This window comes from Paenibacillus ottowii, from assembly GCF_006874425.1.
Classification (GTDB): Bacteria; Bacillota; Bacilli; order Paenibacillales; family Paenibacillaceae; genus Paenibacillus; species Paenibacillus ottowii.
Window position 1 is genome coordinate 1 of record NZ_VIJZ01000019.1, and the last position, 20624, is coordinate 20624.

Annotated in this window: 22 protein-coding genes; 15 read left to right on the forward strand and 7 right to left on the reverse strand. The window is 43.0% G+C overall.

Annotated elements, in window-relative coordinates; all coding sequences use genetic code 11:
• The first annotated feature begins 284 nt into the window (after positions 1–284).
• From FKV70_RS25005 to bla, 7 genes are all read left to right on the forward strand, one after another.
• Positions 285–1067, forward strand: coding sequence for an MBL fold metallo-hydrolase (locus FKV70_RS25005; RefSeq protein ID WP_167669753.1), 783 nt, complete (start codon positions 285–287; stop codon positions 1065–1067).
• Between the two features lie 582 nt (positions 1068–1649).
• Positions 1650–2414 (forward strand): DeoR/GlpR family DNA-binding transcription regulator, encoded by a 765-nt coding sequence (locus FKV70_RS25015; protein WP_142614882.1) that lies wholly within the window; start codon positions 1650–1652, stop codon positions 2412–2414.
• Positions 2415–2443: 29 nt separating this feature from the next.
• Positions 2444–3247 carry a Cof-type HAD-IIB family hydrolase gene (locus FKV70_RS25020; protein WP_063212026.1) on the forward strand — a complete coding sequence of 268 codons (804 nt, stop codon included), beginning with the start codon at positions 2444–2446 and terminating at the stop codon, positions 3245–3247.
• 1102 nt (positions 3248–4349) lie between these two features.
• Positions 4350–5045, forward strand: a complete 696-nt coding sequence (locus FKV70_RS25025) for a response regulator transcription factor (RefSeq protein WP_142614883.1) — start codon at positions 4350–4352, stop codon at positions 5043–5045.
• 1 nt (position 5046) lies between these two features.
• On the forward strand, positions 5047–6102 hold the full coding sequence (locus FKV70_RS25030; RefSeq protein WP_063211992.1) for a HAMP domain-containing sensor histidine kinase: 1056 nt from the start codon (positions 5047–5049) through the stop codon (positions 6100–6102).
• A gap of 221 nt (positions 6103–6323) precedes the next feature.
• Positions 6324–7484, forward strand: coding sequence for an alpha/beta hydrolase family protein (locus FKV70_RS25035; RefSeq protein WP_142614884.1), 1161 nt, complete (start codon positions 6324–6326; stop codon positions 7482–7484).
• 621 nt (positions 7485–8105) lie between these two features.
• On the forward strand, positions 8106–9017 hold the full coding sequence (bla, locus tag FKV70_RS25045; RefSeq protein WP_208738444.1) for a class A beta-lactamase: 912 nt from the start codon (positions 8106–8108) through the stop codon (positions 9015–9017).
• Between the two features lie 144 nt (positions 9018–9161).
• Here the strand turns inward: bla and FKV70_RS25050 are convergent, their stop codons facing one another.
• Positions 9162–10103 carry a zinc-binding dehydrogenase gene (locus FKV70_RS25050; protein ID WP_142614885.1) on the reverse strand — a complete coding sequence of 314 codons (942 nt, stop codon included), beginning with the start codon at positions 10101–10103 and terminating at the stop codon, positions 9162–9164.
• Between the two features lie 121 nt (positions 10104–10224).
• Between FKV70_RS25050 and FKV70_RS25055 the strand changes: the two genes are divergently transcribed.
• From FKV70_RS25055 to FKV70_RS25070, 4 genes are all read left to right on the forward strand, one after another.
• A complete protein-coding gene (locus FKV70_RS25055) occupies positions 10225–11103 on the forward strand; it encodes a hypothetical protein (protein ID WP_142614886.1) in 879 nt (292 codons plus the stop codon).
• A gap of 443 nt (positions 11104–11546) precedes the next feature.
• Complete coding sequence (locus FKV70_RS27145; RefSeq protein ID WP_142614911.1) at positions 11547–11756, forward strand: LysR substrate-binding domain-containing protein; 210 nt, start codon at positions 11547–11549, stop codon at positions 11754–11756.
• 50 nt (positions 11757–11806) lie between these two features.
• Positions 11807–12061: a LysR substrate-binding domain-containing protein gene (locus FKV70_RS27150; protein ID WP_425280386.1), complete on the forward strand. Its 255-nt coding sequence runs from the start codon at positions 11807–11809 to the stop codon at positions 12059–12061.
• 369 nt (positions 12062–12430) lie between these two features.
• Positions 12431–13192: a pentapeptide repeat-containing protein gene (locus tag FKV70_RS25070; RefSeq protein WP_142614888.1), complete on the forward strand. Its 762-nt coding sequence runs from the start codon at positions 12431–12433 to the stop codon at positions 13190–13192.
• Positions 13193–13347: 155 nt separating this feature from the next.
• Here FKV70_RS25070 and FKV70_RS25075 read toward each other — a convergent pair whose 3' ends face one another.
• The 6 genes from FKV70_RS25075 to FKV70_RS25100 form a co-directional block, all read right to left on the reverse strand.
• Complete coding sequence (locus FKV70_RS25075) at positions 13348–13455, reverse strand: DUF4385 family protein (RefSeq protein ID WP_280115112.1); 108 nt, start codon at positions 13453–13455, stop codon at positions 13348–13350.
• 711 nt (positions 13456–14166) lie between these two features.
• Entirely contained in the window at positions 14167–14463 is a 297-nt protein-coding gene (locus tag FKV70_RS25080; RefSeq protein ID WP_063211982.1) for a spore coat protein, read from the reverse strand.
• 11 nt (positions 14464–14474) lie between these two features.
• Positions 14475–14675: a hypothetical protein gene (locus FKV70_RS25085; protein WP_064797162.1), complete on the reverse strand. Its 201-nt coding sequence runs from the start codon at positions 14673–14675 to the stop codon at positions 14475–14477.
• Positions 14676–14706: 31 nt separating this feature from the next.
• Positions 14707–15843, reverse strand: a complete 1137-nt coding sequence (locus tag FKV70_RS25090) for a zinc-dependent alcohol dehydrogenase (RefSeq protein ID WP_142614889.1) — start codon at positions 15841–15843, stop codon at positions 14707–14709.
• Positions 15840–16226, reverse strand: coding sequence for a spore coat protein (locus tag FKV70_RS25095; protein ID WP_102998069.1), 387 nt, complete (start codon positions 16224–16226; stop codon positions 15840–15842). Before FKV70_RS25095 ends, FKV70_RS25090 begins: the two co-directional genes overlap by 4 nt.
• A gap of 12 nt (positions 16227–16238) precedes the next feature.
• Complete coding sequence (locus FKV70_RS25100; protein WP_142614912.1) at positions 16239–16481, reverse strand: spore gernimation protein GerQ; 243 nt, start codon at positions 16479–16481, stop codon at positions 16239–16241.
• 189 nt (positions 16482–16670) lie between these two features.
• On the opposite strand from FKV70_RS25100, the gene FKV70_RS25105 reads away from it, so the two are divergent.
• The 4 genes from FKV70_RS25105 to FKV70_RS25120 all read left to right on the forward strand — a co-directional run bounded on the left by FKV70_RS25105 (position 16671) and on the right by FKV70_RS25120 (position 20618).
• Entirely contained in the window at positions 16671–16952 is a 282-nt protein-coding gene (locus tag FKV70_RS25105) for a hypothetical protein (protein WP_142614890.1), read from the forward strand.
• 552 nt (positions 16953–17504) lie between these two features.
• A complete protein-coding gene (locus tag FKV70_RS25110; RefSeq protein WP_142614891.1) occupies positions 17505–18590 on the forward strand; it encodes an L-dopachrome tautomerase-related protein in 1086 nt (361 codons plus the stop codon).
• Between the two features lie 238 nt (positions 18591–18828).
• Entirely contained in the window at positions 18829–19404 is a 576-nt protein-coding gene (locus FKV70_RS25115) for a TetR/AcrR family transcriptional regulator (RefSeq protein ID WP_142614892.1), read from the forward strand.
• Between the two features lie 362 nt (positions 19405–19766).
• Positions 19767–20618, forward strand: a complete 852-nt coding sequence (locus tag FKV70_RS25120; protein ID WP_142614893.1) for an SDR family NAD(P)-dependent oxidoreductase — start codon at positions 19767–19769, stop codon at positions 20616–20618.
• Positions 20619–20624: the final 6 nt, after the last annotated feature.

The window sequence follows — 20624 nt, forward strand, 5'->3', positions numbered from 1 at the left end:
GCCTCCTGTGCAATATCTACGCCGACAACTAAATGCGATGAGGAAATGTTTTCAATGCGTTGATTTTGTTTATCTTGTGATTTAAACTTCATAGTAGAGCGACCTCCTAGATGATGGGCTTTTTAGGGCATTGACCCGTGACGTAACCCCATCGTACCGAGGCGCTCGTTTTTGTGCAAAGACCATATTATTCGTTTTACAGGAATTCTAACGGGCGGAATAGTTCAATGCGATAAATAAGTGTATAATTTAGAAGACGTGAAGAATCTAATTGGGAGGCTTGTATGATTAAAGATCATTGGTTTACAGTGCAACGGATTGATGATAATACATACGCAATTAGTGAATACGGGCATTGGGAGAAAGTACATTCATTTTTATTATTGGGGAATCAACAAGGGGTGTTAATTGATACAGGTCTTGGGATTGATAATATCAAGAGAATAACAGACCAGTTGACATCCTTACCTCTAAAAGTTATTACGACACATGTCCACACTGACCACATCGGAAACCATGGCGAATTTGAACGGATCTTTGTCCATAAAGGAGATGAAGACTGGCTAATTAATGGGATTCAAGGCTTAACAATAGAACAAATCAGGAAGGATATTAGAAGAGATATAACTTTGCCTACACCAGAAACATTTGATCCGGATACATACCAGCCCTTTAAAGGAAAGCCGACAGGATTATTGAAGGATGGTGATATATTCGATCTAGGGAACAGAAGATTAATTATATATCACACTCCAGGACATACTCCTGGCCATATTTCAGTTTTCGATGAAACAAGAGGGTATTTATTTACTGGCGACCTGCTTTATGATGAAACGCCAATATATGCTTTTTATCCTTCAACGAACCCTGTCGATTTAGTAAATTCATTAGAAAGGATTGCAAGAATACCCAACGTCAAAATGGTATATGGTTCTCATAATACATTAGGACTTAATCCAATAATTTTAGATGAAGCAAAAATTGCAGTTAAATTTCTGAGGGAAAATGATCTCGCCAAATTTGGAACTGGGATTCATAAATTTAATGGATTTAGCGTTCAGTTCTAATAATCTTGTCCAACTAACTGGGAACGTTAATTCAATAAAATAGCGACAGTCTAGGACTTTATTTCGTATTATTAGGTCAACCAGAGATTTCTGGTTGGCCTTTTTTCTTAGGCGTCATATGATGGCGATAGCCGAGAGAACGTGGACTTTATTGGGGCGGGCCCCGTCATGAAAACAGTTCTCTCACTGCCCCCAATGACCATGTTTGAGCTGGTTGAGACAGGGATCTCGTATCACAATTGAAGCTACGGGAGGTACCATCGTGGGAGTGGCGGCAGCTTTAATATTAGGGAGTATGTTATGGAGCTGGTTGTAGGATTAGATGTGGCTAAAGGAGCCAGCGTCGTTCAGGCTTTTCTAGGTAGGAATGAATCATACGGAATATTGGAGAGTATTAGCACGAGGAGAGCGGTTTTGAACGATTGGGAGACTCTTAATGCGATGTGCACGCGGACCGGAGACTTATCATGTGAAATACTCAACATAAGCAATTTACTTACTTTTTGAAAAAAATACTTAAAAACACTTAACAAAAAGCGTTAAATTGCTTATGATGAATATAGGGAAAGGGGGAGGGGTTATATTCACCAAGAGGAACGACTTTTAAAAATTTTGGAGTATCTCCAAAGCCGTAACCAATTATCAAATTCGGAAATTTGCGATTTATTAAACATCTCGAGAGATACGGCAAGAAGGGATATTATTAAGCTTGTTCACGAAGGGGGGGTTATCAGAACTCATGGAGGTATTGCCTTACCCTTATTAAAAGAAGAAATAAGAGCCTACAAGGAACGTGTAACCTCAGCAACAAAGCAAAAGATGCTTATTGCAAAAGCAGCTTCTGCGCACATCGCTGACGGAGATGTTTGTTTCATGGATGTGTCGACTACCATTCAACTGCTCTGTGGGCAATTGGACAAGAATCTGACGGTTTACACACACTCGTTGGATAATGCAGAAGCTTTATCAGCAAAAAGTGAAATTAACATAAATTTGCTCGGGGGCAGATTTAATCATGAAAACCGTTTTTTTTATGACTACGACACAGCTATGCAGTTGAACGATGTTTTTTTTGACAAAGCTTTTTTAGGAGCTGCCGCCATTATGGAAGACGGAGTGTATTTTGCAAACCGTGATGATGCTTTAGTTAAAAAGCTGGTATCGGGACGTGCCAGAGAAGTATTTTTACTTGCCGATTTCAAAAAATTTAATTTAACAAGCCCGTTTAAAGGTCTGAATTTTTCCGAAATTGATATTCTAATTACAAATCAGGATGCCCCGAAGCATTCATTGCTGATGTTGCAGGATAGCGGAGTAGAAGTTATCAAGGTGCTTGAGGAAGAATAGTGATAAAAAATCGCAAGGGAGCATGGGCCATGATACAAGCAATCTTTAGCGATATTGACGGGACGTTGTTAAATTCAAAACATCAAATTACATTCGACACCAAAAATACAATCCAAGAAGTTGTGGGAAGAAATATCCCTTTTGTACTTGTTTCAGCGAGAATGCCAAGCAGCATTTTTCCTCTTCAGCAAGAGCTCAATATTCATGCTCCCGTCATTTGTTATAGCGGTGCTCTAATATTGGGCTTTGATAGGGAAATCCTCCATAGCATCTGCTTATCAAAAAAGAGCATTAAACAAATATACGATATTGTAACGGATCATTATCCTTCTATTAGTTTTAACCTATATGGCTATGACCAGTGGATCGTTGATAACACTCAAAATCCATGGGTAATTCAGGAAGCGAGGATTATTAATGCCTCTCCCATACAGAGGGTGCTCCCCTCATATTTAGAAGAAGATCATGATACTCACAAAATTTTATGCATGGGACCTCCCGAAGACATTGAGCGGCTTGTACAACAAATCAAAAAAGAAGTTACGGGTATCAGTGTTTATAAATCCAAGGGAACCTATCTGGAAATTATGGATGAGATGGTGTCCAAATCGTATGCCATTCAGGAACTCGAGGGGATATTTAATATTACTTATCGTGAATCGATGACCATTGGAGACAACTATAATGACATGGATATGATTTTGTACGCAGGCCTTGGGATTGCAATGGGGAATGCACCGGAGGAAGTTAAGAAAATTGCCGACTGGGTCACATCGAGCAATGATGAAGACGGATTGAAAATAGGCTTGGAAAAATACATTTTGTCCGTTTGAAATGATCCAGTGACACTGGATATGCAAACACCAGAAGACGGTAGGCATTGGAAATAGAAAGGAGAGGGGGACACGTAACCTGAGGATACTGAGTTTGTATCTCCTCGGTTTGAGAGACGAGAACGGTAGAAAAAGAAAAGCAGAGTGAGGCGACAAGAAGAGATCAACGTGTTCCGACTGTTGATCTCTTCTTGTGTTGAGCCCAATCAGCACGACAGATTACAACAAATCTGAGGAAAGATAGATTGGGAGTTTGGTCGTCTAGATTTGTAGTGAAGAGCTTATTTGCCTGTAGTTTTTGCAGAGAGCAGAAGAGGTTAACAATATGGATGCAAAATGGAAAAGGAATTACTATTCCTATATCTATGTTGAATTTCTATTTATATATGAGATCTTAAAAGGTGTAAGAAGAGTAATTAAAATCATAGTTTACACAAGAAAAATATCGCATCATGTATTCAGAAATGAAAGGAGAATTTATGTATCGACTTTTTGGTCCTGAAGCATATGGGAGATATATATTTTATTTAGACCTATATTATTATCTTTGATTTTATTATTTGCGTTATTTTTTATTATGGGGTTTAATTTTAAGTTTAAATTTATGAGTTGATCTATCTAGAGCAAGTTAGTATGAATTCAATAAGTGCCTTAGTTGCTGATTAACTAATCTGTAGTTTGGATCTATCCCCTCATGATAGACAGTGGAAAAAAAGTTCATGTTACAATGAACTTAACACTGTAGATCGGAGGGATTTTTATATACCCAAGAAAGCACAACCGTTTACCCGATATAGCGAAAAGACGGTTCATCTACGAACGTACATCCCATTGCGCTAGTTTCAAAAAAATTTGATAAACAAAATAATAACTGAAAGTCACCGACACTTAAGTCATTGGCAGGCCTTCAAGCTGGAATAAGTGCATAGCTCGACCGCTATTAAAGAGTATGCCAGCTTGTTAAAGCCAGCATTGTCCAGAGCGTTGCTTAAGTTTCTTTTCCAGCTTATCCGGGACTGAAGAGACGTTTTTCAATGCGAGAAGTCCATACGGCTCTTGTCTTATAAATACAGTCCATTTAAAGCGACTCGGAGGTACAAATATGCTAAGAACGATATTAGTTGTTGACGACGATGAAGAAATCGTAAAACTCATCACAAAGAGTTTAAGGTATGAGCAATTTGCAATACTTCCGGCATATTCGGGTAGAGAAGCCTTATCTGTATTGGAAGAAAATAACATTGATTTCATCGTTCTTGATATAGTGATGCCTGATATGGATGGACTTGATGTCTGCAGAAGTATCCGAAATTCTTATAATGTTCCAATTTTGTTTTTAAGTGCGCGTGATAAGGACATTGATAAAATCGTCGGGCTTGAAATAGGAGCAGACGACTACATGACCAAACCTTTCAGTATTCAGGAGCTTGCCTCCAGGATAAAGGCTCACTTCAGAAAAGTGGATAGGCTTTTTAAAGAGTGGGATGAACTTAGTCCCAGTAACGAAAAGACGAATTCTGCGCTCATTTTGAACGATAAGACGTTTGAAGCATACCTGAATAGCAGGAAGCTCGACTTATCAACGAAGGAATTTCAGATTTTGTCTATCCTCATGCGCCACCCCAATAATGTATTGACTCGTGAGCAGATATATGAAAACGTCTGGGGAGACGAATACGGAGAAATAAATACCGTAACGGTTCATATAAAAAATATCCGTAAGAAACTTGGTCCTGAACATGACTTTATTAAAACAATATGGGGCATAGGATATAAATACACGGAAAGAGTGCAATAGTATGAAACTGAAAATAAAACTTCCGCTTTTGTTCCTGCTGATGTTTATAATGTTCATGTTTTCGGTTGGAATATACCTGAAGTTTGTCTTTGCAGTATACTCTCCTATACGCAGTTCATTGCTAGACTCGCGATATATAGCATTGCTCCTGCCCATATTTGCAATTGCCTGTTTCATATTTATTATTCTGATTATCTATATTCATTTTTGCATAGAGAAACCCATTCAGCTTCTGAATACCAGGCTTGAAGAAGTAAATATTGTACATCCACTGCCTCCGCTAGCTCTGAGAAGTAATGACGAGATCGGAGAACTTTATAAACACTTTAATAAGATGGAGCATCGGCTTCAACTCGCGCACAAAGAGCAGACCGATATGATCGCGGCAATTGCCCACGACTTGAAAACACCCTTGACATCTATTAATGGCTTTACTGAACTGCTGGCTACGCACAAGGATTTACCAGAAACTGAAAAGCAGGAATATTATGATTTAATTCAAAAGAAGTCAGGATTTATGGTCGAACTCATCAATGATTTCTCCAGCTTCACCAAAGAAAAATTGGAGTTGGAATCTATGATAGCTAAACCTGTAAAAGCATCAAAATTATTTGAAAACATTGCCCTTGAATATGAGTATGAGTTGGCGGGACTTGACAACGAGCTTACTTGCCACCATTCATTCACGGAAAATATATGGCTGATGGTCAACGAACCGATGATACGTCGGGTTTTCGGCAACCTCTTTAGCAATGCTGTAAGATATGGAGGGAAAAATAAGCTGAAAGTGTATATGACCGGATACCCGCTAGGACAGTATGCCTATTTTCAAATCGAGGATAATGGAATTGGAGTCCCGGATAAGGATATATCTTCTCTGTTCCTCAAATTTTTCACTGTGGATAAATCTCGGCAAATCCAAAAGGGCGGGCTGGGGCTGGGGCTTGCAAGCTGTAAATCCATTATTGAACATCATAGGGGCGAAATTGGCGCCTACCCTTCTGGATATGGCGGTTTGGGGATAAGATTCAGCCTTCCCTTGGCCGCACAACACTGATTTTATTGTTGCGCATTTTCTTTTACAACAGGAGTTAATGGCTGCTGCCAGCTGTGAACACCCAGGCAGCAGCCATTTTTATTTTTTCAGTGTTTTATAATTTTTTATATTCTCTTTACAAACATTTATTTTTCTTTTAAAGAAGCTTTATCTTTGTGTTGTAAAAATTACTTGTAGTAAAAAAACTACAATAACTAGAACTCGAAAAGGAGGATGTTACAATGTCAATTGAGTTCAGCCGTTGGCCCAATCACTACATGATGTCATACCAAGTCACCAAAGCTTTAGGTATGGCAAGCCTCGGTGCTACGGATGTCATCGAGATCTACGAGGCCTGCAAAAAAATCGACCCTGATGACAAAGATACGTGGCACAGGGAATGGCTCATAACGGCTCAGGCATTGGAAAGACACGGCAAGGAGGCCGAAACAGCTGGAAACTGGTATACAGCACGAAACTGCTACATTCGTGCTTGCAATTACTACAGAATTGCGGAATATGCGGTGATGGATGATGACACCGAGAAAATCCGTCTATTTAAAAAAGTAAGTGAACTCTTCGAAGCTGCCGGAAAGTACTTCGATGTCCAACCGGAGAAGATCCAAGTCGATTACGAAGATGTCAAGCTGGATGGTTACTTCTTCTCCCCTTCCTGGATAAAAGGTCCGAAGCCGACCCTTTTTGCTCTCAACGGTGGCGACGAGTGGTCAATTGAAAACTATTTCTGGTTAGGTCCCGCTTTTATTTCGTGTGGATATAACTTTCTGGTCTATGACCAGCCTGGTACCGGCCTCTCGCTGTACGAAAAGGGAAAAGGAAGACGAGCGGACAGTGAGGCTTTCCATTCTCGAGCAATCGACTTTCTTCTAACGCGGCCGGAAGTCGATCCTGATAAGATTATCGTGCACGGTGAGAGTTTTGCGGCTTACGACTCTTTGCGATTCGCTTCGTTCGATCACAGGATTGCTGCCGTCATTTCCGACGGTGGTACGCACGCCTTTGATTGGGATGCAATGCTTAAATGGATGCCACCGAGTCTGGCCGCACATGGCATGAGAATTCTGGGGGCCAAAAGCTTGGAGGACTTTGCGGATAATCCGCGTTTTGCCTATAATCTTGAGGGCGTGCTCCACCAGATAGAATGTCCGCTTCTTGTAATGCACGGAGCGGAAGAGATATTGGTTCAGCCAAATCCGCTGACACAAGCCTTGAAAAATTATGAGCAAGCGGGATCGAAAAACAAGACGTTCTTCCCGATAGAGGATAGACGACTTGGGGGATTAGAACACTGTCAGGTAGACAACATCAACGTGCTGCATGAGGTAGTGCTGAATTGGCTCTGCTCAATTGGTCTTGGGCCAGCCGCACCTCGCCCTAAGTGATTGCCAGAGGCATCCAGCGCTATATGAAAAAGCAAAATTCGATATATTGAAAGATTTAGGTTTCTGATTGAGCTTATTCAGGAGTGTCCTACTTGGAATCCTGAATAAGCTCTCTCTTTATTGAGGAGTTGAAGACTGTGAGTATTTTCGGTTTTGAATCAAGAGCCTTCGGATCTTTAGGCGGGCAGCATATTTTGGTAACGTGCATCAACTTGTAGCCCCGGAAGTGGAGCCGGCTCACAATAAACTAATCGATAAGGAGTTTGGCCGTTAAGTTTAAAGCCGACATCGCGCCCTTTATTTGAGGGCGAATGTCGGTTTCTGCTATAATTAACCGTCGTTTCATGCAATCGAGGCACATATGTCCGCGTTCAGAAGAAAACGACTTCAAAATAGATAAGTGTACTAGGGACATAACGACGGCGTATTTTATAATCAGTCGGTGAGTTCTACTATCAAAATTCTGTAACTTGACTTTTAAAACTACAAATATAATAACTGAATATTACATTTGTAATACATGTGGAAATGAGAAGAGAGGAGGACATCGGGCAAATGCGGTATAACCTGCTGGCAGGGGTTCAAATAGACAATGTATTTTTAGGTAAAGAAGGATGAATATTGAAAAAATATGTATTAAATACAAGTAAAATAGCTTTATTTGCGATGACACTCTTTCTTGTGCTACTCGTTGGCTGTACAAAACAGGGGGCTTCAACTCCGCCTACTGAGAAGGAGCCGCCAAACTCAAACGCAGCGAATGTGGTTTTTAAACAGCTTGAAACCAAGTTTGACGCGCGGCTGGGCGTATATGTTATTGATACGGGAACAGGGAAAGAGGTTGCCTATCGGGCTGATGAACGTTTTGCCTATGCATCCACCTACAAGGCACTGGCAGCAGGCGCGGTCCTGCAGGAGAAGTCTAACGATGAACTAGGCAAAGTCATTAAGTTTGCCAAGGATGATCTGGTCACGTATTCACCGATTACGGAACAGCATGTGGATACCGGGATGAATCTCAAGGAAATCAGTGATGCGGCCATTCGTTATAGCGACAATACGGCAGGAAATTTGCTGCTAAAGGCGCTCGGCGGGCCTGAAGGGTTCGAAAAAGCGATGAGAGACAACGGTGACACTGTGGTTATGGCCAACCGTTATGAGACAGAGTTGAACGAAGCGATTCCCGGGGACCTCCGTGATACGAGTACGCCCAACGCCCTTGCCAACAGCTTCAAAGTGCTGACGATTGACGATTCCATGCCTAATGACAAACAAGAGCTGCTTATCGGCTGGTTAAAGGAAAATACTACCGGTGACGAACTAATTCGGGCGGCTGTGCCAGAAGGCTGGGTAGTTGGTGACAAGACAGGCGCAGGAAGCTATGGCACACGCAACGATGTTGCCATCGTATGGCCTCCGGATCGGGAACCGATCATTATTGCCGTAATGTCCAGCCGTGATACCGAAGATGCAGAGTATAACAATGCCCTAATCGCTGAGGCAGCCAAGGCGGCCTTTAAGGCTCTGGAGTAAGCGTAGCGGAAATATAAAGGTCAAATAGCCGGGTTCATTGAAAGGCAGCGGTACTCCCACTCAAACAAGTAAGGGTGTACTACTGCCGTTTCTTTTTCAGACTCGTTTTTAGATTCCTGGGATTATAGTTGCAAACTTATATAATCAATCTAAGTGAAGCACGGCTTTGCCCGAGAATTTCCGTTCCTTAAGATTACAGGCAACCGTGTCAATTTCGGTCCAAGACGCCTCCACTTGGATTCGTGGGATTAACCGCTCATCTATGACCAGCCGGGCCAGCAAACTCAGATCGTCCGCGACTGATTGACGAGTGAGTTCCTCACCTAAAAAGAAGCTGTACAAGGTTCTTCCTCCGCTGGTCACCATATTCTTCATATCGATCATTGCGGTATTTGAAGAGGAAAATCCTACCGCAACGCAAATCCCTTGGGGCGCTAGCTGCGGCAGCAACGCCGCCAGTGTATTGCCGCCTACTGATTCGATGATCAGATCGTACGGCCCAAATTTGCTGGCTGATGAAATTGCGGAATATCCAATGATCACTTCGTCGGATCCGACCTCCCGAACAAGCTCCGCCTTTTCTTCCGTGCTTGCCGTACCTACAACGTATGCGCCGGATTGGACTGCAAGCTGATGGGCGAATAGCCCAACTCCGCCGTTAGAGCCTGTAATGAAAATCCGTTTGCCAAGCAGCAAGCCGCCTTTTCGAAGTGCATAAAGAGCCGTGAGCCCTGCTACGGGGAGGGTAGCCGCCTCTGTAAAAGTGAGTTTGTCGGGGATTTCGGCCAACAACGGTACGGGAGCAGCCACTTGCTCGCTCCAGGCTCCCTTCGGGAGCAAACCAACAACCCTGGCCCCTTTTTGCGGTCCTGCGCCGTTCTCTGCCGGCTCGATGACAATCCCGGCGAAATCCCAGCCAGGACGGCTAGATATTTCCTGATTTTTAGCGTCACTCACTTCACCACGGTTGAGTGAGACGGCCTTCACTTGCACAAGCGCTTCCCATGGCTTAGGCTGCGGGGCGTCAACTTCCTTGAAGGCCAAATGAGACGGAGCATGCGGATCAACAACAATAGTACGAATCATATCGGTTTTCCTCCATGTTGGTTATGGTCATTAGATGACCTTCATTTCAATGAGGAGTATACTTTAAATAAAGGTTCGGCCCAAGTGCAGAACTACACTTCATAAGAGAAGGGAAGAGAAGATGGATATAGATACGGAGAATTCCAGACATAGAATCGTAATGGGAGAAATTGAAGCCCTGCGGATAAAACGCCAGCAAAAGCTTGTCGATCAACCTCAACCGTCCTTGAAACGATTTACTCAACAAGAGCTGAACGACGAGGCTTTTCCTTCGTATAAAAATCTGCTGGTTGGACGTACCCGCCGCATACCGACCCGCCAGACGATAATAAATATTGCAGAATATCTTGAGTGTACATCCGACGAGCGTAACGATTTGCTTTTGGCAGCCGGTTTTCTTCCAATTCAGACCGAATTGTATGGACGGTCGTTAGAGCGTGCATTAGAGTGGGCTCAGGAAACGATGAGGAGTATTCCTTTTCCTGCCATGGTCGTAACACATACTCAGGACATCAAGGGCTTAAATGAGCCGTTTCATCAATTGTTCGAAATCCCTCTCGACCGTTCATATGATGAGTTAATGAATAGAGTCGATTTACATTTTAATTCTGGTTTTCCTATCCGGTCCCGCTCCACGTTTGACAAGGCGTCGTTTAAGCAGTGGGAGGAGCACATCATAAACGGAATACAAGCCTTTAAGAGTGAGCACATGCTCTCGCGTTATGATGCGTGGTATCAAAAATTGCTGGATAGAGTTCAGAAATATAACGCATGCGAATATCTGAGTGTGCCGGATGTAGGGGGAAATGTTGATCAAATACAAACAATTCTAGCCAGAATGGAAAGCTCCGGAGACCTTATTCCCGTACGCTACAGACAGGTATCGATTTCCGCAGGCGGCCGCTTATATCCGCAAATTGAGGTTTTCCTGCCGGTAGATTCTGCCGCGCGCACAGTTTTCGAGAACCTAGGATGTCCAGTTGATTGTGCATTTGTCTAATCCGACACTTACAAGAGAATGGAATCGAAAAGTTATTGGTAGCTGATAATTCAGTGGTTTATTAAACTTCCTCAATATGATTTAGTTTTCTCACTCAGGCTCATGAATTTGCAGGATTTCACCGGCAGCTTCTGAATATTTGGCCAGAATTTTGCGAATTCCCCGAGCGGTATATTTTTTCTTCCATGATGATTCACGCTTAATAGCCGCCTAGTTGAGGCTTTTTGTATTTTAACGATATAAGTTCTTGTCAGAACCAGAAGACAAGAACTTATATCGTTAGCCGAAAAAGACAAGAACATATATGGTTAACCGTAATGATATGTGTTATCAATTGATCAATCATATAAACTTTATTTGAGGTAAAGATGACTACGCAAGTTTCCCCCTACTAAGTCCTTGCTCAATATCATAAAGTATATTCCAAAGTTGAATTATCTCTTATAACAGAATTTTCGGGCGAATTGATCGATAAAATCAAACATTTCGAACTAGACGCGGCGTTTGTAAAAGCCCCAGCCAACGATCCTGATATTGTTAAAGAGCTTCTTTATGAAGAAGAACTTGTTCTCATTTCAAACAGTGATTACAATGACATTGAAAAAGTACTCGCGAAGCCTTTTCTGATGAACACTAAAGGCTGTTTTCAATGAGAACTGCTCGAAAGTTGGCTAAATCCGTTGGTATCCATTCCGTAAGGTACATGGAATTCAATCATCTCGACGCCATCGTCCAAGGTGTAATTAGCGGGCTTGGAGTATCGCTTGTTCCTTATTCCGTCATTCAGAGATATATAGGTGAAAATAAGTTACGATACTTTCCATTTCCAGCCGAATACAAAACAATTCAGATCAGCCTAATTAGAAAAAAGGATAGCTTAATGACATCAGCGTTTGAAAAGTTAGTTCAAGCTTTTCAAACTTATGTATGGACTTTAAAAAGCAGAATGCACATCTGAAGCAGAGAGACGAACTTTATTGGGCACATTAACTTTTGGTGTATTATCATAGCTGCTGCAAGACCAATAAGGAGTCATCTGTTATACTCGTGTATTCTTGATTGCCATATTGCCAATTCACTTTTTTCAGAACAAATGGTTTTTTTGTTACTTCGCTTAGTGAGGTTGGATCCACAAGTCCCCATTGATAACCATCAAGCACTCTACGCCCATTATTATTATTTATTAACAGCAATGGTCTGGGAAGGTGCAATGTTGTATCTGGGTGCGTGCTCAGTGATCATTTTTTGAAGTTGACGATCTCACAAGAAACCAAAATAAGGTATTCATAATTGCAAAAGATTCTGAAGAAATGGTAGGGTGATAGGGATGAGAAGACTTGTGTCTGGTATGTCAGTAGACAACGAATTATTTTCTGATATTGTCAGATATGAACACGAAACTATAAGGGGAACGGCCATAATAAACTCGAATGTTGGTTCACCTATATTTTGGAGCTGTAACCTGCATCATCTTGTTTTTGATACCTGCGATCTTACGAATGCGAGATTTTTTGCCGGTAGTATGATTGATAATTGTACATTTATTCGTTCCGACTTGCGCTCTGTTGGCATTGCCAGAGACGAAGCTGTTTTCACCAATTGCGAATTTTCCAACTGCGATATGAGAGGGATGACATTGGAGAATGCTACGTTTATCGACTGTACCTTTTATAAATGTAGATTCAATGACCGGATTTTACAAGCGGCGAATATCGTCAATTGTTCCTTTGCCGGCAAGCTAGTGGATATTACGTTTGAGGGAAATGGGAAACAAAAGCTAATAGCCAATTTTGAAAACTGCATCCTTGACGGTGTTCGTTTTGTGAGCTGTGACCTGACGCAATGTACTCCGCCAAAATCCAAAAACCATCTGTATGTTGAACAGGTATCCGCACTTGTGAAAAATGCTTTGACGAAGATAGACGATGACCCTAGTCTATCTGACGATGATCGGAAAGTACTGGTACGCAGTCTGCGCAAGCTTGAGTATATGGAACAATATATTTTTAACACGGCGCATATGAAGAAAATATATGGTGATGTTTTTGTTGAGCGATTTTTCAGTAGTCTGGAATGTAACAATGCGTAGACCTAAACAATAGAAATTATATAGGATAATGACGGGAACAGTATATATGTAAAAGGAGTTCGCTTGAAATCATTACCCTCGGCGGATCACTGTATGGTAGTTGGATAGTCTATTATGTTAAATTGAACAGCATACTACTTTGAAAAGAAAGAGCATCAGCCGCCGTAGCGCTGCTGATGCTCTTTTTTCATGCGTACATAATCCGCATCCACCTTGGCTTTATCCCATTTCACCTTGAAAATCCGTGTCGATTCCGCTTTGATCGGATGCTAACAATGGAACTCGAAGGAACAGTATCGAATACGCCAGGAAGTTTTTTTATCAGCATCAATAGATGCATTGCCGGCTAGAATAGTTTCGAGAAAGCACAGGGAATCTGAAGTTGAAACTTTAACAGCAACACAAGCAAGAATTTGTTCTTGTTTTTTTTATGCTGAATTATCGGATACTCAAATTTATCCAGAGGAGCTTACCCTTGAAAGGGGAGTGGTGGATAAACGATAAAAAGACCCTAACTGGTCAGTATTACTCAAATAGATAGAAAAACTGTTCCTATCAGGGAGGAAGTTCGTTTTTTCTTTTTAAGGAATTATAAAGATAGTGTAGTTGACTCTTAGCTGGCTTAAAATTAATAGAGTAAAACTGAATGCTTCCTTAAGTTATTTTCTCGAATTAGATGATTAAGGATGTGGCACGTCAATCAAAACTCAATTCTTCTTTAGAGGAAAATATTCAAAAACTGTATGAGCGGGGATTCATAAAGTGCGTCGCGATAACCATCAGAAGCAAAACAAACGAAGAAACGTTTGTTCAAGTGAGTTTGACACTAGCCGCAATAAGTGCGGAGCGTATCCGCCCTTATTGTATTGTTGGATTCTTGACACTCGGAACATCTTGTTCTCTGAAGTCAAATCAAACAAAAACGCGCCTGAACCATTGTGGTTTTGCGCGTTTTGCCGGGACGAAATACGGTGTCATGACGGAATGTTCATAGCGGTCTGAATGTTTTTCAGATCGAGTTGAATTTGCTCTGTAAAATGGTAAGGATGGTATAGCCCCCGCTCCATCATGTAGATTGTTATCTTTTCATGGGAGTCTAAGGCTTCGTCGAGCTGTTTCATCAAAATTTGCTTGATTTCGGGGGTGGCACATTCGGTCACGGCCATGGCGTAGTTTCTGACACCGCTCTTGGCGTTCATCAAAAAATCCATTGCGATGACTTCGTCGGTCAGTGTATGAAGCCCTGTGATGTGTTCTAATATTGTGTTCATGTTTTTATCTCCTATAGGGTCATTTTAGACAACACTCCATCGAGCTCCTGAAGTTGCTGCTGTGATAATTGCACGTCTTGCTGCAAAATTTGCATGAGCTCCGGGTCTGTCACGAGAGCTTGCATGGTTTTGGATTTAGTGTTGCAAACGGTCTTAAACGCAGCTATTTCATGAACCTCCAGCATCTCATGCAAAGCATAATTGGAATTCATTCGGATTGTCCTCCCATGTATCTATCCATATTCAAGGCTTTAAGACAACTTTGATGCAATTGTCCGTTTTCGTATCGAACACTTCATAGCCGCGCTTAGCCTCGCTGAGCGGAATGACGTGCGTAACAATGTCTCCAGGGTCCACTTTGCCCGAAGTAACCAACTCGTACATATACGGCATGTAGTGAATGACCGGAGCTTGTCCGGAACGAATATTCACGTTGCGCTGCATGATGTCGCCGAGTGGGAATCCGTTATAACGTCCGCCGTATACCCCAGTGACTTGGATGGTTCCGCCTTTGCGGACAGCCTGAGACGCAATGACAAATGCGCTCATGGTGCCACCTTGCAGCTTCAAACCACTGGCTAGAAATTCGAGGTCGCTCATCTTGCCGTCCATCCCCACTGCATCAATCACGACATCGGCACCGCCTTTGGTCATTTCCTTGAGAGTGTTGCCGATATTCTTATCCTGTTCGAAGTTTACGATTTCCACATGGTTCGTTCGCTTCGCATGCTGTAAGCGGTAATCGACATAGTCGACGGCTATGACCCGCTTTGCTCCTTTCAGCCAGCAGAATTTCTGGGCCAGAAGTCCGACCGGACCGCAGCCGAGCACAATGACCGTATCTCCATTCTTTACGCCGGCGTTATCTACGCTCCAAAACGCCGTCGTCATGGCATCGGCAATCAAGCTTAGCTTTTCATCCGGTTGTTCGCAGTTTTCAGGAATCTTGAAGTGGGTAAAATTTGCAAACGGAACTCGTAAATACTCGGCTTGCCCGCCAGGGTATCCGCCGGTCGTTCCGGAGTAGCCAAAATATGCGCCCATATCCCCGTGTTCGTTTGACTTGTCACATTGGCTTTCCAGCTGATTTTTGCAAAAAAAGCATTCTCCACATGCGATGTTGAACGGGATGATTACTCGGTCGCCTTTCTTTACATTTTTCACACCGGGGCCTACTTCTTCTACGATCCCCATCGGTTCATGCCCGATGACATAGTTCTCTTGAAGGTTAGGGATCATCCCGTGAATAAGGTGAAGGTCAGAACCGCAAATAGCGGTACTGGTAATCTTTACGATCATATCGTCCGGTTTCTTAATCTTCGGTTCAGGCACCTCTTTGACCACGACATTTTTAATCCCTTGATACGTTACCGCCTTCATGCTTTATGTCCTCCAATATGTTCATCTGGGGTCCGATCAAACATCCCTTTACGCGACGTATCATCCGGGAACAAATTCATCTGCCCGATCATCACCGTATTTTTCGCCGAAAGCTGGTCGAGTTGGTACTGTTCGTTCAGTTCGTAAGGATGAAACCATTTTTTGCGAATCATGAGCTCTGAGACTTCTTGGTGCATTGCAATCCCCTGCTTAAGATGATTGCGCAGCAGCGCTCTTACATCTGGAGAAGCCGTTTCCGTCAGGGCTATGGACAAATTTCGCACCCCCTCCTTGGCACGAAGAAGGAAGTCCATTGCAAAAGTCATGTCTGCCATTTCCGGCATGTTTAATGAATTAATCGGGTCTAAATAATCGGTATTCATTTGCGTTCCCCTTTAATGTGTTATAGGTGTCGGATTATTCGGAACAGGTGCTTGGAAAGGAGCTCTTGCATAGATTGCTTGCAGTTCAGCCAACTGTTGTGTGGATTGAATTACGTCTTTCTGCATTAACGCTTTTAACTCTTGGTCAAAGACCAAGCCTTGCATAAGTTTTGACTTAGCGAGGCAGAGCGTTTTAAAATTTAACGCTTCATGCAGTTCCATCGATTCGTGCGGCGCTAACGCTGGAGTATTCATTGACAAATTCTCACCTCCTTTTTTTCACAAAGTTAGATTTCCCAACGCATCGCATCTTATACTAAAATTGATTGCTGGAATTGTGTGATCCATTACTCCTATTTACTTGCAGGAATACAAACAAAATATTAACTGCATACTTATTACTGTTTAAATTAATGATCTTTGCTTAAGGGAGGAGGACACACCTTGCCTAATGGAAACAAAATTGATCTAGCCACTGAAGATGCAAGAAAACCGGCAGAAAGTGCACTTAACTCGAGCGGCAATACGCTGGAGCAACATGCTTCTAACGCGGTTTCTGAGGTGCAAACGGCTTTAAATCAGGCGATGAACTCGATAAGTGAACCTAACGCGGCAACAAATTCACAAGCTTTGGAGACGGCCCGGCGGCAATTAACTCAGGCAGAGGAATTTTTAGATCAAGCGCAAACTTCAGCAAACGCATTACGTCTGCCGGACCAACAATAAAATGCTCTTGGCTCAGTTAGACTTTCAGACGAACTACTTGCCAAAGACAACGGTGAGTCACCGTCAAAAGGCTTCGGCTTGCGCCGAAGCCTTTTGTTTTTTGAGATGTCTTGGACATTTTCAAAAAACTTAATTAAATTCGTTGTTATTAAGTGAATCCCAATTTATAAAATATGCCGGCTTTGATCTCTTCCTGAAGTCAGCCTATCACCATTTTAGAAATTATATCGACAAAAATTAGCTCATCTCCGTATTTGAGCACCGCACACTCATTCAAAAGACTAGTATTACAGGCAGCAAAGTGAAATCCACATCGCCAATGTGTCGCATGATGCCACTTACCTGCACGGATGTTGATGACTAACCAGCTACAAACTGGTCGGCATCATAAAATTGAGGCGCAACAACCAGCAGAGGTTACTCTACTCTGCGTCTATGTTTTGGTTAGAAAAAGAATCATTAAGAGCTAGGCATTAGAAAAAGTTTTAAACATATTATAGGTAATATAGATAATATCCGTTCAAATATGGTGGGGAGGATATCAAAAAACCTATGTTACCTATGGAAGAATATTTCGGTAAGTTAGAACTCGTTTATTCATTTTATGGGGCTATGCCTACAGGCGTTAGTGTGTCAGAAACTAGGCGTATCTTCATTTGCTTTCCGAAATGGGGAGATGACGTTAGATTTACGGTAGCAGAAATTGTTGAGGGCCAGTTGCAGCCTTATCCTAATTTAGAAACGAATTTGGTAAATCCTTTGAATATCACTATGTCCTTCATCAGTGTCCAAAGTGTTGTTGCAGATGGAAGGGGGACCCTGTGGGTACTGGATACAGCTGCACCAAATTTTTCTGAGCCTATTAATGGAGGAGCAAAATTAGTCGCGGTAGATTTAGAAACAAATACAATAAGAAAAGTATATACATTTGCAGATGATGTAGTCTTGCCGACAACGTATCTGAATGATGTCCGATTTGACTTTCGTGTAGGTAAAGCAGGTTACGCATATATAACGGATTCTTCTTCCAATGGTCCAGGCGCTATTATCGTCGTAAATTTAGAAAACGGAAATGCGTATAGACGGTTGCATGGAGCAAGCTCAACTTCACCCGATCCCTATTTTGTACCGAAAGTGGAAGGCAAAATTTTGATGAATCGAAACGCGGATGGTTCGACATCTCCCTTTCGATTGGCCTCTGATGGTATAGCCATTTCCCCTGATGGAAAAATGTTATTCTATTGTCCATTAACCAGTCGCCAGCTATACTCAATCTCAACAGAATCGTTAAGAGACAGAACGATACCGGATTTCAAGTTAAGTGATCTTGTGCAGTATTGGGGAGAGAAGGGGGCATCTGATGGGATGATCACGGACGCAAAAGGAAACGTTTATGCTGGAGATTATGAAAACGATAGTATTCGAAAGATATTGCCGAATGGAATCATGGAAACCATCGCCCATGATCCCAGAATTTTATGGCCAGATACTTTCTCTATTGGTCCGGATCAATACTTATATGTAATTGTGAACCAATTACATAGACAGGCAAGATTTCATTATGGAAAAGACCTGCGAAAAAAACCGTATAGTTTACTACGTTTGAAAATTGATGAATTACCTGCATCTACCTTTTGATAAATAGAACCCATTGTTCAAATTGACTCTATTGCGTAGATCATGCATTTTATTTTTTATTATTTTGAGGAATTTAAAGGCCTCCGAACGGCTGTCTACTGAATTAAGGGGATCGATAGCTCAATAAAACTAAAAGAGGCAGTGTTTCACGATGTTGTGATCTCAAACGGGATGACATGGTCACACGAGTACAATCCTCGTCATGGACATACCTATATAGCACTGCTATAATAGAGGTATGAACACATATGACAAAATATTAGCAGCTGCTCTTAAGGTACTCGAAGAAGAGGGCGGAGCCCAATTTTCGACGCGAGCTGTCACTTCGATCGCACAGGTTACGGCTCCTACACTCTACCACCATTTCGGTAATGCCGATGGACTCCTGAGTGCAGCTATAGTGGAAGCGTTCAAACAGTTATTTGCAAGCAAAATTGCTGCAGTGGAGTCCCCTATTCCAGAAATGGCGCTTCGTCAGGGATGGGATGACTATGTGCGCTTTGCGGCAGCCCGTCCACGGATTTATGCGGCGATGATGGGGCGGCTGCTAGAGGGTGCCCATATCGAGGCGGCAGATCAGTCGTACCAAGCACTGGTGCAAAATGTTCAAAGAGTCGCCGCCGAAGGAAAACTGGCTGTTTCAGCCGAAGTTGCGGCAGATCTGGTCTGGGCTTCCGCCAACACGGCCTCATGGCTGTATGTGACGGCCCAAATTCGCAAGGCACCTCCCCCCCAGCCCAACGTCGTTGATCTCATTCGGGAAAGCGTAATGCAGATCATTTTGATCCTAAGGCCGGACGCCGGTTCAAAATGAGGGATCGATGACAGAACCTGGAGACTCCGGACAAAGCCCCATTGGGGCTTTGTCTTGTTTCATGGTAAAGAGATGAAGCACCACAAATAGTGGCACATAAGAGAGATCGCCTATCCAAGCAGGATGGCGATCTTTTTCATTTTCAGAGGGTTTTGATGAGCTTATTCCTCACGGCACGGTATTTCGTGAGCGTCGAAGTACATCACGTTGCGCCCGCCAAAAATGATGTTCAGGTCGCGAGAGGACAACATTATGCAAAAATGTATAGCACCGCTATAGACAGTTCTGTATAGCGGTGCTATAATAATCGTATAACAGTGCTATACAGCGCTCCATAACTTATCAAACTCAGGAGGTTTACAATGCCATATAACACTCAAGAAATGGTTGTCGTCACAGGTACTTCAAGTGGAATCGGCAGGGCTACCGCGGAGAAGCTCGCCGCTGACGGATTTCACGTTTTAGCTGGGGTTCGCCGTCAAGAAGATGCCGACAAAATCAAACAAAAAAATATCGAACCGGTGATTCTCGATGTTACCGCTATCGACACACTAAGGGCGCTGGCCGAACGAGTGGAGCAAGATACGCTTGGTCGCCCTTTGCGCGCCGTGGTCAACAATGCCGGCATTGCCGTTAATGCACCTCTTGAGATGGTTCCGCTGGATGAATTTCGCCGTCAGATCGAAGTCAGCGTGATCGGGCAGGTCGCAGTTATTCAGGCGCTTACTCCGGCCTTGCTGAACAGCGGCGGACGCGTAGTCAATATCGGATCCGTTGGCGGCAAAATATCAATGCCCGGTTTCGGAATTTATTCGGCTGCAAAGTACGCGATGGAAGCGATCAATGACAGTCTCCGCAGAGAGATGTCCTCGTTCGGACTCAAGGTTATCATGATTACTCCGGGCGGTGTCAGCACCAGCCTGTCGGAGAAAGGGGTTACGACAGCCGATCGGCTGTCCAAGTTGATGACACCCGATCAGCACAGACGCCATGATCGTCTTTTTGACGCCGTGAAGGCTCAGGCTGAATCATGGGCAACGGATGGTATCCCTCCTAAGAAAGTGGCAGAAGTGGTTTCACGGGCTATCCACGAAAGTAAGCCGCGCACCCGCTATACGGCCGGCCGCGATTCGGCACTGCTGACCCGACTGGTTCGTATTCTCCCGGATAAACTCCTCGACCGGATGCTCCGCAGCCAGATGAAGCTGCAGTAAATGGGA

Excerpts from the sequence above, each read along its gene's own strand:
- FKV70_RS25085 (WP_064797162.1), bottom strand. The coding sequence starts at position 14,675 with ATGAATTCCAATTATGCTTTGCATGAGATGCTGGAGGTTCATGAAATA.
- FKV70_RS25005 (WP_167669753.1), top strand. The coding sequence starts at position 285 with ATGATTAAAGATCATTGGTTTACAGTGCAACGGATTGATGATAATACA.
- FKV70_RS25055 (WP_142614886.1), top strand. The coding sequence starts at position 10,225 with ATGGATATAGATACGGAGAATTCCAGACATAGAATCGTAATGGGAGAA.
- FKV70_RS25020 (WP_063212026.1), top strand. The coding sequence starts at position 2,444 with ATGATACAAGCAATCTTTAGCGATATTGACGGGACGTTGTTAAATTCA.
- FKV70_RS25080 (WP_063211982.1), bottom strand. The coding sequence starts at position 14,463 with ATGAACACAATATTAGAACACATCACAGGGCTTCATACACTGACCGAC.
- FKV70_RS25025 (WP_142614883.1), top strand. The coding sequence starts at position 4,350 with ATGCTAAGAACGATATTAGTTGTTGACGACGATGAAGAAATCGTAAAA.
- FKV70_RS25050 (WP_142614885.1), bottom strand. The coding sequence starts at position 10,103 with ATGATTCGTACTATTGTTGTTGATCCGCATGCTCCGTCTCATTTGGCC.
- FKV70_RS25090 (WP_142614889.1), bottom strand. The coding sequence starts at position 15,843 with ATGAAGGCGGTAACGTATCAAGGGATTAAAAATGTCGTGGTCAAAGAG.
- FKV70_RS27150 (WP_425280386.1), top strand. The coding sequence starts at position 11,807 with ATGGAATTCAATCATCTCGACGCCATCGTCCAAGGTGTAATTAGCGGG.
- FKV70_RS25120 (WP_142614893.1), top strand. The coding sequence starts at position 19,767 with ATGCCATATAACACTCAAGAAATGGTTGTCGTCACAGGTACTTCAAGT.
- FKV70_RS25035 (WP_142614884.1), top strand. The coding sequence starts at position 6,324 with ATGTCAATTGAGTTCAGCCGTTGGCCCAATCACTACATGATGTCATAC.
- FKV70_RS25070 (WP_142614888.1), top strand. The coding sequence starts at position 12,431 with ATGAGAAGACTTGTGTCTGGTATGTCAGTAGACAACGAATTATTTTCT.
- FKV70_RS25030 (WP_063211992.1), top strand. The coding sequence starts at position 5,047 with ATGAAACTGAAAATAAAACTTCCGCTTTTGTTCCTGCTGATGTTTATA.
- FKV70_RS25100 (WP_142614912.1), bottom strand. The coding sequence starts at position 16,481 with ATGAATACTCCAGCGTTAGCGCCGCACGAATCGATGGAACTGCATGAA.
- FKV70_RS25110 (WP_142614891.1), top strand. The coding sequence starts at position 17,505 with ATGTTACCTATGGAAGAATATTTCGGTAAGTTAGAACTCGTTTATTCA.
- FKV70_RS25115 (WP_142614892.1), top strand. The coding sequence starts at position 18,829 with ATGAACACATATGACAAAATATTAGCAGCTGCTCTTAAGGTACTCGAA.
- FKV70_RS25095 (WP_102998069.1), bottom strand. The coding sequence starts at position 16,226 with ATGAATACCGATTATTTAGACCCGATTAATTCATTAAACATGCCGGAA.